The sequence below is a fragment of the Aquipuribacter sp. SD81 genome (assembly GCF_037153975.1).
GTDB lineage: Bacteria > Actinomycetota > Actinomycetes > Actinomycetales > JBBAYJ01 > Aquipuribacter.
In genome coordinates, this window is record NZ_JBBAYJ010000006.1 from 22719 (window position 1) to 36210 (window position 13492).

Genomic DNA, 13492 nt, shown 5'->3' on the forward strand with positions numbered 1-13492 from the left:
ACCGGGTCAGCGGGCCGGGAGGACCCAGATCGGGTTCGTGTAGAACCACAGGTCCTCCCACGGGTCGGCGTCGCCGACCACGTCGAGCCTGGGGCCCGCCGGGTCGACGGCCGCACCGAGGAAGCCCGGCTGGCCGAAGTTGCCGTCCGTGCCGCGGACCCGGAGGTAGAAGGGCTCCTCCGGCAGGGGCAGCGGCTCGACCAGCTCGACGACCCCGGTCCGGCCCGAGGTGTCCCACTGGCGCACGACGCGCGTGTCGGGCGCGACGAAGGTGTCGCGGTCCGCCACCGCCCCGGTGACCGTGCCGCGGATGAGGTCGACCCGGTTGAGCTGCGGTGTGAACTGCGCCCAGTTCGGCAGGTCCTGCAGCTGGACCCGTACGACCACCTCGAGGCGCACCCGCGAGTTGACCGTCGCCACGGAACCCAGGGGGTACTCCGGGCCACCGCCGCCACGACGGCGGACGACCACCTCGACGCCCCTGACGAGGCGGCCGTGGTCCACCCACACGCGTCCGGCGCGCAGGCCCGCCATGACGTCGAGGTAGTCACCGCCGGTGGTGCCGACGACCGTCCGCGAGTACTGCCCCGGCCAGTAGTCGCCGGCCGTCAGGTCGATGTCGCCGAGGTACACGGGGTCGTCGTAGCGGCCGTTGGCGTTGAAGTCCGAGCCCGGGCCCCGCTGCGCGGTCGCGGCGAAGTTGAAGTGGCTGTCGGAGTTCGCGCTGATCCACCAGGGCTTGCCCTCGGCGAGCAGGGAGTCCCAGAGCCCGCCGACGGTCGCCGTCATCCAGTCGAAGCCGCCCCACGTGCGGTACGACTCCGGCGGGTACGGCAGGAAGCGGTCGGCCCGGGTGCCGGCGTTCGTGTAGAAGCCGCGGCCGGACGCCGCGCCGTAGGGGAGCCCGGCCGCCTGGTGGCCGGGGGCGCCCTCCATGCCGACGGCGATGCGGGGGTCTGCGTCGCGCCAGTTGCGGATCTCGTGAGGGCTGTCGATGCCCTGTCGCGCGGGGTGGTTGGCGAGGAACAGCGCGTCGTCGATGCGGCGGGAGTCGACCTGCGCGCCCAGGTACTGCACCCCCGCGACCGCGAGGGCCTCCGTCGCGGCGGTGGACCCGCGGACGCTGCCGTCGTACTCGGTCTCGAACTCCTTGAGGACCGCGACCTCGTTGTCGCCGGGGGCGACGAAGACCGTGCCGTGCTCCGCGGAGGGGATGTTCCACTCCAGGCCCTGGAACACGAGGAGGTCGGTCTCGGCGCGGGCCCGGCGGATGTCGGGGTTGACGACGTCGACGCCGATGCGGGCGTGGGTCGCACCCCCGTGGTCGGTGATGACGATCCAGTCCAGCCCGTACGCCTTCGCGTGCTGCGCCTGGTCCGCGACGGTGTAGATGGCGTCCGCGCTGTAATGCGTGTGGATGTGGTGGTCTCCGGCGAGCCAGCCCGTGACGCGGGCCGGCGGGGTCGGGCGCCCCGGCGCGGTGGCGGCGGCCGCGGGCACCGCGCCGCTCGCGCCACCCACCCCGACCGCCGCGGCCGAGCCGACGACGCCCGCGGCGCGCAGCAGGTTGCGGCGGGACAGCTGGGTGGGGCTGAGCTCGGCGTCGGGCACCGAGGTGTCGACGGCGGCCGCGGTCGTCTCGTCGACCTCGTGCGGGTGGCCGTGCGGGTGGCCGTGCGGGTGGCCGTGCGGGTGCGGGTGACCGGGCGCGTCGTCGTGGTCGTGCGGGTGGTGGTGGCCCACGGGGTCCTCCGGACGGGTGACGGGCTGTGCGGGTCTGAGATGACGGCGCCACCTCACATGCCGACGTCGACATCCACGCATGCAGCCGGTGGCCGACCGGTGACGGCGCGGTGAACGTTCGGTGCCGGCCGCCCCGGCACGCGACGATGGGCACGTGGCGCTCGTCCTCAACGTCCTGTGGTTCTTCTTCGCCGGTCTCGCGACGGCGTTCTCCTACGTCCTCGCGGGCGTCCTCGCCTGCCTGCTCGTCGTCACCATCCCGTTCGGCGTCGCCTGCTTCCGGCTCGCGGGCTACGCGCTGTGGCCGTTCGGGCGGACCGTCGTCGAGCGGCCGACGGCCGGCGTGGTGACGGCGCTCGGCAACGTGCTGTGGTTCGTGCTCATCGGCTGGTGGCTCGCCCTGTCGCAGGTCGTCTACGCGGTCGGGCTCATGCTCACGATCATCGGCATCCCGTTCGGCATCGCGACGCTCAGGCTCGCGCTGCTGTCGTTCAACCCGCTCGGCAAGGAGGTCGTGAGCAGCGCCGAGGCGCGCGGGCGCTACGTCCCGGTCGTGCGCTGAGCCGCGGTCACGCGGCTGCTCGTGACGGGTCCTGGACCGCCACCAGCAGCGCCCACAGCACGACCACCCCGAGCGCGATGCCGAGCAGGGACAGCACCGGGTAGAACGGCATGAACAGCACGTGCGCGAGCAGCCCGAAGAGCACCAGGTAGACCGCGGCGTACCGGGCCCACGTCGCCTGCACGGCCACCCCGGCGCCCGTCAGCACCTGGGCCACGCCGGTGACGGCGTGCAGCCACCCCCACGAGGTGACGTCGAGCAGGACCACCGACACGGGTCCGGCGACGGCCACGTCGCCCGCCGCGACCGCCGACAGACCCGTCATGACGTGGACCACGCCCTGGACGAGGAGCAGGGCCGCGGCGAAGGTGAGCCAGCCGCGGACGACCCGGTCCGGCGCGGCGTCCGACACGCTCACGGCACCCCTCCTCCTGCGGTGACCCCCCGACGGGTCGCGACGGTAGGCCTGGGCGCAGCCCCGGCGCCTCACCCGTGACGGGTGGGCGTCGCCGCTACTGCAGGCGCCACCGGCCGGCCACGCGGACCATGCGCCTCACCTGGTCGACCGCCTGCACGGGCACGGGGCCGTACACGTGGGGGAACGCCTGCCCGAGGCCGTCGAGGTCCTCCTCACGGACCTCCGACACCAGTCGCGACGGGTCGATGCGCAGCAGCAGCAGGTCGTCCTCCCGGTCGTCGTAGACGGCGGCGGCGACCGCGTCGACCTGGTGGGCGAACGAGCAGTGGACGACGCCGACCTCGGCGAGGGCCGCGCCCCGCGTCGAGCCCTCGTACGCACCGGCCTCGAGAGCCTCGTCCCACAGGGCCGGTTCGGTGAGGTGGTAGATCGGCCGCACGACCTCACCCTCCCAGCCGCCCGGGGGAAGCGGCGACCCCCGGACCGGGTTGACTCCGGCCGTGAGCAACGTCCCGGGCGCCGCCCAGCCGTCCGCCCAGCCGTCCGCCCAGCCGTCCGCCCAGCCGTCCGCCCAGCCGTCCGCGCCCGCCCGGCGGGTGCGCGTCCGTGCGCCCCGGCTCACGGGGCGCGGCTGGCTCAACACCGGAGGGCGCGACCTGGCGCTGGAGGACCTGCGCGGCAAGGTCGTGCTGCTGGACTTCTGGACCTTCTGCTGCGTCAACTGCCTCCACGTCCTCGACGAGCTGCGGCCGCTGGAGGAGGAGCTCGCCGACGTCCTCGTCGTCGTCGGCGTGCACTCACCGAAGTTCGCCCACGAGGCCGACCCGGAGGCGCTCGCCGCCGCCGTCGAGCGCTACGACGTGCACCACGCGGTCCTCGACGACCCCGACCTCGGTACCTGGCAGGCGTACGCGGCCCGGGCGTGGCCCACCCTCGTCGTCGTCGACCCGAAGGGGTACGTCGTCGCGCAGCTGTCCGGGGAGGGGCACGCCCACGGCCTGCGCACCCTGGTCGGCGAGCTCGTCGCCGAGCACGAGGCCACGGGCACGCTGCACCGCGGCAGCGGGCCGTACGTGCCCGCGCCGCGCGAGGACACCACCCTCCGCTTCCCGGGCAAGGTGCTGCCGCTGCCCGCCCGTGACGGCGGCGCGCCGACCCTCCTCGTGTCCGACACCGCCCGGCACCGTCTCGTCGAGCTCGACGCCGACGGGCAGACGGTCGTGCGCACCGTGGGCGACGGCCGCCGCGGCCTGCGCGACGGCGGACCCGGCGATGCCCGCTTCGCCGAGCCGCAGGGCGTCGCGCTGCTCCCGGCCGACGTCGCCGCCCGGGTCGGGTACGACGTCGTCGTCGCCGACACCGTCAACCACGCCCTGCGCGGCGTGCGGCTCGCCGACGGCCACGTGACGACCGTCGCCGGGACGGGCGAGCAGCTCCGGCAGCGTGCCGGCGGCGGCGCGGCGCTCGCGCAGCCGCTCAGCACCCCGTGGGACGTCGCGTGGTTCGACGACCAGGTCGTCGTCGCCATGGCGGGCCTGCACCAGCTCTGGGCGTTCGACCCGGCGCCCGACCCGGCGGACGGGACGGTCCGCGTGCTCGCGGGCACGTCGGCGGAGGGCATCCGCGACGGGGCCGCCGAGCAGGCGTGGTTCGCGCAGACGTCGGGGCTCGCCGTGTCCGCCGACGGGCGCCGGCTGTGGCTCGCCGACTCGGAGACCAGCGCCCTGCGCCACCTCGAGCGCGCCGACTCGACGGACCGGGCCGCCCCCGCCCCCGACCGGTCCGTCCCGGCCGTCAGCGACACGCGTCTGGCGAACGCGGCGAGCGCCGCACGGCCCGGCTACGTCGTGACCACGGTCGTCGGCAGCGGCCTCTTCGACTTCGGTCACGTCGACGGGCAGGGCGGCGCCGACGGGCCCGCACGGCTGCAGCACCCGCTTGGTGTCGGCGTGCTCGCCGACGGCAGCGTCGCCGTCGCCGACACCTACAACGGCGCCGTCCGCCGCTACGAGCCCGCCACCGGCGAGGCGACGACGCTCGCGACGGGCCTCGCCGAGCCCTCCGACGTGCGCCTCGACCCGGCCGACCCCGGCCTCCTGCTCGTCGTCGCGAGCGCCTCGCACGAGGTCGTCCGCGTCCGCCTGCCCGAGCGGGCGGCGCGGGTCGACACCGGCGAGCAGCGCACGCAGCGGCCGCAGACGCTCCTGGCCCCGGGGCAGGTGCGGCTGCGGGTCGCCTTCACGCCGCCCACCGGGCAGAAGCTCGACGACCGCTGGGGCGACCCCACCCGGCTGACGGTGTCCGCGACCCCACCCTCCCTGCTCGTCGCGGGCGCCGGCGCGGCGGAGGGCCTCGGACGCGACCTCGTGCTCGCCGGCGGGCCCGGTGCGACCGGCGTGCTGCACGTGAGCGTCCAGGCGGCCGCCTGCGACGGCGACCCCGTGACGGGCGAGGTGCCCGAGCACGCCGCGTGCCACCTGTACCAGCAGGACTGGGGGATCCCCGTCGTGCTCGACGAGACCGGGACGAACCGGTGCGACCTGGACCTGCGGGGGGTCTGAACGGGTGAGCGGCGTTTCGCGCCGGACGCCGCCGGGTATCGGAGGGGCATGTCCATCGGTAGCGGCATCGTCCTCATCCTGCTCGGGGCGGTCCTGGCCTTCGCCGTCGAGGCCGACCAGTTCGGTGCCCTCAACATCAACGTCGTTGGCTGGATCCTCATGGCCGGTGGTGCCGTCGGCCTCGTCATCGGTCTCATGCTGATGACCCGGCGGACCGGACCCCGGCGCACCCGTCGTACCGAGGTCGTCGAGAACAACGGCAACGAGACGGTGCGGCGCACCGACAACGTCATCGACTGACCCGGCCTCGGCGCGGCGGTCCCGCCGCGCACCGGCCACGCTGGGGGCGTGGAGCTGAGCGAGGCGGTCCGTCGACGGCGGATGGTGCGGACGTACGACCCGGACCGTCCGGTCCCCGACGACGTCCTCGTCCGGCTCGTGCGGCTCGCGGTGCGGGCGCCGTCGGCCGGTCACAGCCAGGGCCTCGACCTGCTGGTGCTGCGGGGCGAGCCCCTCGCGCGCTTCTGGGAGGCGACGACCGGGCGGCCGGAGGGCGGGCACGTCCCGGACCGCTGGCTGCGCGGCATGCGCAGCGCCCCGGTGTGCGTGCTCGTGCTGTCGGACCCGCAGCGCTACCTCGACCGCTACGCCGAGCCCGACAAGGGTCGGACGGACCGGGACCCGGCCGCGTGGCCCGTGCCGTACTGGGACGTCGACGCAGGGATGGCGGCGATGCTCCTGCTGCTCGGGGCCGTCGACGAGGGGCTCGGCGCGTGCTTCTTCGGCGTCCCGCCCGACCGCCACGAGGCCGTCCGAGCGGTGTTCGACGTGCCGGGGGACCGCCGTCTCGTCGGTGTGGTGAGCCTCGGGGCGCCCGCGCCCGACCGCCGCTCCCCGTCGCTGCGTCGTGGCCGCAGGCCCGTGGCGGAGGTCGTGCACGACGGGCGCTTCGGGGTCGCGCCGGGGTGGCTCGCGTGACCCGTCGCACGGGCTCGGGCCTGCTCGACGTCGGGGACGGGCACCGGCTGTGGTGGGAGACCGTCGGTCCGGCCGACGGGTCCCCGGTCGTGTGGCTGCACGGCGGCCCCGGCAGCGGGACGGGTCCGGGCGCCCGGCGGCTGCTCGACCCGTCGCGGCACCTCGGCGTGCTCCTCGACCAGCGCGGGTCCGGCCGCAGCCTCGCGCCACGCGACCCCGCGGCCCCCGACGACCCGGTCCTCACCGACCTGTCGGCGAACACCACCGACCACCTCGTCGCCGACCTCGAGCGGCTGCGGGAGCACGTGGGTGTCGACCGGTGGGTCGTCGCCGGCGGGTCGTGGGGCTCCACGCTCGGCCTCGTCTACGCCCAGCGTCACCCCGAGCGCGTGCGGGCGCTCGTGCTCGGTCCCGTCACCGACGGCTCGTGGGACGACATCGCGTGGATCACCCGGGACGTGGGCCGCGTCTGGCCCCGCGAGTGGGAGGCGCTGGCCGCGCTCGTGCCGGACGCTGACCTCGGCGACCCGCTCGCCGTTCCCGCCGCCTACGCGCGCCTGCTCGCCGACCCCGACCCCGCCGTCCGCGCCGAGGCGGCCCGGGCGTGGTGCGCGTGGGAGGACACCCACGTGAGCCTGGCCCCGGGGTGGGCACCGTCCGCGCGGTACGCCGACCCGGCGTTCCGGCTGCGCTTCGCGCGCCTCGTCACGCACTACTGGGGCCACGGCTGCTTCCTGCGCGACCGCGAGGTGCTCGACGGCATGCCGGCCCTCCGCGGGGTCCCCGGGTTGCTGGTCCACGGCCGGCTCGACGTGTCCGGGCCGCTGTCGACCGCGTGGCGGCTGCACCGCGCGTGGCCGGGCAGCGAGCTCGTGGTGCTCGACGACACCGGTCACGGGGGGCCGTCGATGCGCGAGGCGGTGCGGCAGGCGCTGCGCCGCACGTGAGCCGTCCGGAGGTCGCGGACGGCAGGGACGCCGCCGAAACCCGGAAGTGACGCATCCCTCACAACTGCCGAGCGGACATCCGGACCGGGTCCTGCTCCGCAGGTACCGGTGTGACCACCTCGAGCAGCCGCCCCCGCCGCGGGGCGCACCCCCGCGTCCGCGGGGCCGTCGCCGGCCTCGGGGCCGCGGCGCTGCTGCTCGGGACCGCGCACCTGGTCGCCGCGGTCGTCGGCCGCGGGTCGGACCCCTTCCTCGCCGTCGGCGACGCCGTCGTACGGCTCTCCCCGCCCGCGCTCACGAGCGCGGCCATCGAGACCTTCGGCAGCTACGACAAGGTCGTGCTGCTCGCCGGCGTCGCCGTGGTCCTCGTCGCGGTCGCCGCCGCGTCCGGGGCCGTGGCGGTCTCCCGCCTCGCCGTGGGGGCCGCCGTCCCCGTCCTCCTCGTGCTGGCGGCGCTCGTCGCCGTCCTGTCGGCCCCCGGCGCCGGCCCGCTCGACGTGCTCCCGACCGTCGCCGGGACCCTCGTGGCCGTCCCGGTGTTCGTCCTCCTGGTCCGCGCCGCGCGGGCCGCCCGCGCGCCGTCGGACGACGCCGACGTGCCCGCCCCCGCGGTCTCGCGCCGCCGCTTCGTCGGGCTGGCCGGTGCGGTCGCCGCGGTCGCGGCCGGGCTGGCCGGCGCGGGGACCGCGGTCGCCTCCGCCGTGCGCGATGCCGTCGCGTCGCGGGAGGGACTGAGGCTGCCCGCCGCCGCCGAGCCCGTCGGCGAGGTGCCCGCCGGGGCGCGGCTCGTCGACACCGTCCCCTTCCGTACGCCCGTCGACGAGCTGTACCGCGTCGACACCGCCCTCACCGTGCCGCAGGTGCGGGCCGAGGACTGGCGGCTCCGCGTGCACGGGCTGGTCGACCGCCCGCTCGAGCTGGACTGGGACAGCCTCACCCGCACCTACGAGGTCGTCGAGCGCGAGATCACCCTCGTGTGCGTCTCGAACCCGGTGGGCGGGGAGCTCGCCGGCAACGTCGTGTGGACCGGGGTCCGCCTCGCCGACGTGCTCGCGGACGCGGGCGTCGACCCGACGGCCGACATGCTGCTGTCCACCTCGGTGGACGGCTGGAGCGCGTCGACCCCGCTGGAGGCCCTGCTCGGCGACGAGGACGCGCTGCTCGCCTTCGGCATCGACCGGCGGCCGCTGCCGTTCGAGCACGGTTTCCCCGTCCGCATGGTCGTGCCGGGCCTGTACGGCTACGTCTCGGCGACCAAGTGGGTCGTGGACCTCGAGGTGACGCGCTTCGCCGACGACGAGGCCTACTGGACGCCGCGCGGCTACGCCGCGGAGGCGCCGGTGAAGACCGCCTCCCGCATCGACGTGCCGGCGTCCTTCGCGCAGCTCGAGGCGGGCCCCGTGGTCGTCGCCGGCACGGCGTGGCACCCGGCGCTCGGCATCGACCGGGTCGAGGTCCGCGTCGACGGCGGCGAGTGGGCCGAGGCCGAGCTCGGCGACGTGCCGAGCGTCCTGACGTGGCGGCAGTGGCGCTGGGAGTGGGACGCCTCGCCCGGCCAGCACCGCCTCGAGGTCCGCGCGACCGACGCCGCGGGCGACACCCAGACCGACGAGCGTGCCGAGGTCGCCCCCGACGGGGCGACGGGCTGGCACTCCGTCGCGGTGACGGTCACCTGACCGTCGCCGCCGAGACCCGGTGCCGGACCACGGCGCCGCCGCACGACCCGGAGAGACCGGGCACCCGACCGAAGGAGACACCCATGAAGCGCCACCTCAGCCTCGCCCCCGTCGCCATCACCGCCGCCCTGGTCCTCGCCGCCTGCGGTGGCGGCGCCGAGGACACGACCGACGCGGCGACCGACGCCGCGGCCGGCGCGGTCGACACCGCCACGGCCGAGGCCATGGACGAGACGACCGACATGGCCAGCGAGGAGCCCATGGACGACATGGCCTCCGAGGAGCCGATGGACGACATGTCGAGCACCGACGACATGGCCATGGCCGGCCCGGTGGGTCCCGGCTGCGAGATGTTCGCGACCGAGATCGCCCCGGACGGCGAGGGCTCCGTCGAGGGCATGAGCGACGACCCCGTGGCCGTCGCCGCCTCCAACAACCCGATCCTCACCCAGCTGACGGCCGCCGTCTCCGGTGAGCTGAACCCGGACGTCGACCTCGTCGACACGCTCAACGGCGACGAGTTCACCGTGTTCGCGCCGGTCGACGACGCGTTCGCGGCCCTCGACGCCGCGACGGTCGAGACGCTGCAGACCGATGCCGACCTGCTGACGAGCATCCTCACGTACCACGTCGTCCCCGGGCAGATCAGCCCCGACGAGCTCGCCGGCACGACCCAGACCACGGTCCAGGGCGGCGAGGTCGAGGTGACCGGCGAGGCCGACATGCTCATGGTGAACGACGCCTCGGTCATCTGCGGCGGGGTCACCACCGCGAACGCCACCGTCTACCTGATCGACGGTGTCCTCATGCCGGCCACCTCCTGACGGGGTAGGTGCGCCCACGCGCAGCGGGGCGGTGGACCACCACCGCCCCGCTGCGTCGTCCCGTCCGTCAGGAGCGGTGTCCGACCCCGCCGCTAGCGTCCGTCACCGTGAGCGGGCCGAGCGACCTCGACGCCGTGCGCGACTCCTACGACCGGGTCGCGGACGCCTACGTCGACCTCGGCCTGGGGCGGCTCGACGACGAGCCGTGGCTGCGGGCGGCGCTCGCGGCCTTCGCCGAGCAGGTGAGCGGCCTCGGGCCGGTCCTCGACGCCGGCTGCGGACCCGGTCACGTCGCGGCCCACCTCGCGGGCCTCGGCCTCGACGTGCGGGCCGTCGACCTCTCGCCCCGCATGGTCGAGCACGCGCGTCGGCTGCACCCGGATCTCGACGTGCGGGTCGCCTCCGTCACGGAGCTCGACCTGGCGGAGGCGTCGCTCGGTGGTGTGCTCGGCTGGTGGTCGTGGTTCAACCTGCCCCGCGACGTGCTGCCGACGGTCCTGTCCGGCATGGCGCGGGCGCTCGTGCCCGGCGGCCGGCTGCTGCTCGGCACGCACGTGGGCACGGAGGACCTGCGGCGCACCGAGGCGTACGGCGGGGTGCCGGTCCGCTGGACCACCCACCGCTGGCTCCCCGAGCAGCTGGGCCGCCTGCTGGCCGCCACAGGGCTCGAGGTGGACGTGGAGCTCCGCTTCCCGGCCCGCGGGACGCAGCCACCGCAGGTCCTCCTGGCGGCCGGCAGGCCGTCGTGAGCGGGCCGTCGGGGCTCAGCGGAGCAGGTCGAGCGTCCGCTCGTCCTCCTCGCCGCCGTACAGCCGGTCGAGCACGCGCCGGAACACCGGCTCGTCCGGTGCCGCATGGGCGAACAGGGTCATCGACGAGCGCAGCTTGAGCGCGTCGACGTCGCCGAGCAACGACACCGGGTCCGGCGTCGGACCGTCCGCGACGGCGCCCGCCGCCTCCCGCAGCCGCGGCCCCAGCACGGGGTGCGCGAGGTACTCCCGCGCCTCGACGAGGCCCGCGACGGCGTAGTGCTGCGCCGTGCTGCTGCGCCCGAGCCCGGCGACCTGCGGGAAGACGAACCACATCCAGTGGCTGCGCTTGCGGCCCGCGCGCAGCTCCGCGAGCGCCTGCTCGTACGTGCCGCCCGTGTCCTGCGCGTCGACGAAGCGCCCGAGGTCGTCTGCCACGCCCCGACCCTCGCGCACCGCCGGCCGCGCGGCACCCCGGTGTGCGGCGTTTCGCCCCGTGCGCCTCGGGGGAACCGTCGCAGCATGTCCGATGACAAGAAGGCCGCCAAGGACCTCGTCTCCATCCTCAAGGACGGCGAGCGGGGCTACAGCGAGGCCGCGCAGAAGCTCACCGACAGCGACCGCCCCGAGTGGGCGGCCACCATGACGCGCTACTCGCAGCAGCGCGCGCAGTTCGCCCAGGAGATCGTCGACATGGGCCACGCCTACGGCGACGACGTGGACGAGAGCGGCTCCGTCGCCGCCGCCGCGCACCGCGGCTGGCTCGCGCTCAAGGACGCCGTGACCGGCGACAGCCCCACGGGCGTGCTCGACGCCGCCCTGCAGGGCGAGGACCACAGCGTCGACGCCTACGACGACGCGCTCAAGCAGGACCTGAGCGACGGCTTCCGGCAGGTCGTGTCGCGCCAGCACGGCGAGGTCGTCGCGGCGCGTGACGAGGTCCGCTCGCTGCGCTCCGCGAGCTGAGCCGCCGCGGCCGACCAGGCCGCTTGCGCACGCACGACGACGGGACCGGGCAGCTGCTCGGTCCCGTCGTCGCGTCGGTGCTTCGAGGCGTCAGAAGGCGCTCTCGGGCACGTCCATGAGGTCGTTGTCCGTCGTCTCGGCGATGCGCCGCTCGGCGGTCAGCCGCGGCAGGACGGTGCGCGCGAAGAAGCGCGCCGCCGCCACCTTGCCGGTGTAGAAGTCCCGGTCGGCGGCGCTCACGCCGTCGGAGGCGAGGGCGGCGAGCGCCACCTCGGCCTGGCGCACCAGCAGCCAGCCGACGACGAGGTCGCCGGCGGCCAGCAGGAGGCGCGTCGTGTTCTGCCCGACCTTGTACAGGTCCCTCGGGTCGGCCTCCGCGCCGGTGCGCGGGTCCGCGGACATCGCGAAGCCCGTCATGGCCCCGACGATGCCCTGGACGTCGTCGAGGGCCTGGGCGAGCAGCTCGCGCTCGGCCGCGAGGGCGCCCGTGCCGTCGTCGCCCTTGACCGTCTCCTGGATCTGCGAGGCGACGTGCGACAGCGCCCGACCCTTGTCACGCACGATCTTGCGGAAGAAGAAGTCGAGGCCCTGGATGGCCGTCGTGCCCTCGTACAGGGTGTCGATCTTCGCGTCGCGCACGTACTGCTCGACGGGGTAGTCGGCGAGGAAGCCCGACCCACCGAACGTCTGCAGGCTCTCGGTGCCGAGCAGCACCCACGAGCGCTCCGACCCGCAGCCCTTGACGAGCGGCAGGAGCAGGTCGTTGACGCGCTCGGCGAGCTCGTCGCGCTCGCCGCGGCGCTCGGCGGCGTCGACCGCGTCCTGGAACGTCGCGGTGTAGGCGATGAGGGCGCGCAGGCCCTCCGCGTACGCCTTCTGCGTCATGAGGGAGCGGCGCACGTCCGGGTGGTGCGTGATGGTGACGCGCGGGGCGGTCTTGTCCGCGGAGCGGAGCAGGTCCGCGCCCTGCACCCGCTGCTTGGCGTAGTCCAGGGCGTTGAGGTAGCCCGTGGACAGGGTGGCGATGGCCTTGGTGCCGACCATCATCCGGGCGTACTCGATGATCTTGAACATCTGCGCGATGCCGTCGTGGACGTCGCCGAGCAGGGTGCCGACCGCCGGGATGCCGTCGACCTCGCCGAAGCGCACCTCGCACGTGGTCGAGACCTTGAGGCCCATCTTGTGCTCGACGTCGGTGACGAAGGCGCCGTTGCGCTCGCCGGGCTCTCCCGTCTCCGGGTCGACGTGGAACTTGGGGACGACGAACAGCGACAGGCCCTTGGTGCCGGGGCCGGCGCCCTCCGGGCGGGCCAGCACCAGGTGGACGACGTTGTCGCTGAGGTCGTGCTCGGCGGAGGTGATGAAGCGCTTGACGCCCGTCACGTGCCACGTGCCGTCCGGCTGCTGCACGGCCCTCGCCCGACCGGCGCCCACGTCGGAGCCGGCGTCCGGCTCGGTGAGCACCATGGTCGCCCCCCACTGCCGCTCGACCATGTGCCCGGCGAGGCGCTTCTGGTCGTCGTTGCCGAGGCGGTACATGGTGTTGGCGAAGGCGAAGCCGGAGGAGTACATGTGCACGGCCGGGTTGGACCCGAGCACGAGCTCGGCGACGGCCCAGCGCAGCGAGGGCGGGACGACGGTCCCGCCCAGCTCGGCGGGCACGTCCATGCGCCACCACTCGGCGTCGAGGTAGGCCCGGTAGCTCGCGGCGAACGACTCCGGCAGGCGCACCGAGTGGGTCGTCGCGTCGAAGACCGGCGGGTGGGCGTCGGAGTCGAGCAGGGACTCGGCGAGCTCGTGCTCGGCGAGGCGGGTGACCTCGGCGAGCACCTCGTGCGCCGTCTCGCGGTCGACGTCGGCGTACGCGCCGGTGCCGAGCACCTCGCCCCGTCCGAAGACCTCGAAGAGGTTGAACTCGAGGTCGCGCAGGTTCGCCCGGTAGTGGCCCATGAGGTCCTCCGTCGCTGGGGGACGCCCACGTCCCCGTCGTCGTGCCCGGCGGTTACCAGCCGGTAACAAGCAGGATGCTACTGGCGGGTAACTTTGGCAAGGCTCGGGTTGGGTACGG

Annotated in this window: 14 protein-coding genes; 9 read left to right on the plus strand and 5 right to left on the minus strand. The window is 75.1% G+C overall.

Annotation, left to right across the window (positions count from 1 at the left end):
- Nucleotides 1–6 precede the first annotated feature (6 nt).
- Nucleotides 7–1743: a PHP domain-containing protein gene (locus WAA21_RS04970; RefSeq protein WP_336921663.1), complete on the minus strand. Its 1737-nt coding sequence runs from the start codon at nucleotides 1741–1743 to the stop codon at nucleotides 7–9.
- A gap of 154 nt (nucleotides 1744–1897) precedes the next feature.
- Here WAA21_RS04970 and WAA21_RS04975 point away from each other — a divergent pair, with 154 nt between their 5' ends.
- A complete protein-coding gene (locus WAA21_RS04975; protein WP_336921664.1) occupies nucleotides 1898–2305 on the plus strand; it encodes a YccF domain-containing protein in 408 nt (135 codons plus the stop codon).
- A 7-nt stretch (nucleotides 2306–2312) separates the two neighbouring features.
- On the opposite strand, the gene WAA21_RS04980 is transcribed toward WAA21_RS04975, so the two are convergent.
- Together WAA21_RS04980 and WAA21_RS04985 are read right to left on the minus strand one after the other, a co-directional pair.
- Nucleotides 2313–2723: a DUF7144 family membrane protein gene (locus tag WAA21_RS04980; RefSeq protein ID WP_336921665.1), complete on the minus strand. Its 411-nt coding sequence runs from the start codon at nucleotides 2721–2723 to the stop codon at nucleotides 2313–2315.
- A gap of 94 nt (nucleotides 2724–2817) precedes the next feature.
- Nucleotides 2818–3162: a DUF952 domain-containing protein gene (locus WAA21_RS04985; protein WP_336921666.1), complete on the minus strand. Its 345-nt coding sequence runs from the start codon at nucleotides 3160–3162 to the stop codon at nucleotides 2818–2820.
- A 61-nt stretch (nucleotides 3163–3223) separates the two neighbouring features.
- Here WAA21_RS04985 and WAA21_RS04990 point away from each other — a divergent pair, with 61 nt between their 5' ends.
- From WAA21_RS04990 to WAA21_RS05020, 7 genes are all read left to right on the plus strand, one after another.
- On the plus strand, nucleotides 3224–5284 hold the full coding sequence (locus WAA21_RS04990) for a thioredoxin-like domain-containing protein (protein WP_442893229.1): 2061 nt from the start codon (nucleotides 3224–3226) through the stop codon (nucleotides 5282–5284).
- A gap of 48 nt (nucleotides 5285–5332) precedes the next feature.
- Nucleotides 5333–5584, plus strand: coding sequence for a DUF6458 family protein (locus WAA21_RS04995; protein ID WP_336921667.1), 252 nt, complete (start codon nucleotides 5333–5335; stop codon nucleotides 5582–5584).
- Nucleotides 5585–5632: 48 nt separating this feature from the next.
- Complete coding sequence (locus WAA21_RS05000) at nucleotides 5633–6262, plus strand: nitroreductase family protein (protein WP_336921668.1); 630 nt, start codon at nucleotides 5633–5635, stop codon at nucleotides 6260–6262.
- A complete protein-coding gene (locus tag WAA21_RS05005; protein WP_336921669.1) occupies nucleotides 6259–7209 on the plus strand; it encodes an alpha/beta fold hydrolase in 951 nt (316 codons plus the stop codon). Before WAA21_RS05000 ends, WAA21_RS05005 begins: the two co-directional genes overlap by 4 nt.
- 110 nt (nucleotides 7210–7319) lie before the next feature.
- A complete protein-coding gene (locus tag WAA21_RS05010; RefSeq protein ID WP_336921670.1) occupies nucleotides 7320–8885 on the plus strand; it encodes a molybdopterin-dependent oxidoreductase in 1566 nt (521 codons plus the stop codon).
- An 83-nt stretch (nucleotides 8886–8968) separates the two neighbouring features.
- Nucleotides 8969–9709, plus strand: a complete 741-nt coding sequence (locus WAA21_RS05015; protein ID WP_336921671.1) for a fasciclin domain-containing protein — start codon at nucleotides 8969–8971, stop codon at nucleotides 9707–9709.
- Nucleotides 9710–9816: 107 nt separating this feature from the next.
- On the plus strand, nucleotides 9817–10458 hold the full coding sequence (locus tag WAA21_RS05020) for a class I SAM-dependent DNA methyltransferase (protein WP_336921672.1): 642 nt from the start codon (nucleotides 9817–9819) through the stop codon (nucleotides 10456–10458).
- Between the two features lie 15 nt (nucleotides 10459–10473).
- Here WAA21_RS05020 and WAA21_RS05025 read toward each other — a convergent pair whose 3' ends face one another.
- Entirely contained in the window at nucleotides 10474–10896 is a 423-nt protein-coding gene (locus WAA21_RS05025; protein ID WP_336921673.1) for a DUF1810 domain-containing protein, read from the minus strand.
- An 84-nt stretch (nucleotides 10897–10980) separates the two neighbouring features.
- On the opposite strand from WAA21_RS05025, the gene WAA21_RS05030 reads away from it, so the two are divergent.
- Nucleotides 10981–11424, plus strand: coding sequence for a ferritin-like domain-containing protein (locus WAA21_RS05030; protein WP_336921674.1), 444 nt, complete (start codon nucleotides 10981–10983; stop codon nucleotides 11422–11424).
- A gap of 90 nt (nucleotides 11425–11514) precedes the next feature.
- Here WAA21_RS05030 and WAA21_RS05035 read toward each other — a convergent pair whose 3' ends face one another.
- A complete protein-coding gene (locus WAA21_RS05035) occupies nucleotides 11515–13374 on the minus strand; it encodes an acyl-CoA dehydrogenase (protein ID WP_336921675.1) in 1860 nt (619 codons plus the stop codon).
- Nucleotides 13375–13492: the final 118 nt, after the last annotated feature.

Excerpts from the sequence above, each read along its gene's own strand:
- WAA21_RS05035 (WP_336921675.1), bottom strand. The coding sequence starts at position 13,374 with ATGGGCCACTACCGGGCGAACCTGCGCGACCTCGAGTTCAACCTCTTC.
- WAA21_RS04995 (WP_336921667.1), top strand. The coding sequence starts at position 5,333 with ATGTCCATCGGTAGCGGCATCGTCCTCATCCTGCTCGGGGCGGTCCTG.
- WAA21_RS05030 (WP_336921674.1), top strand. The coding sequence starts at position 10,981 with ATGTCCGATGACAAGAAGGCCGCCAAGGACCTCGTCTCCATCCTCAAG.
- WAA21_RS05015 (WP_336921671.1), top strand. The coding sequence starts at position 8,969 with ATGAAGCGCCACCTCAGCCTCGCCCCCGTCGCCATCACCGCCGCCCTG.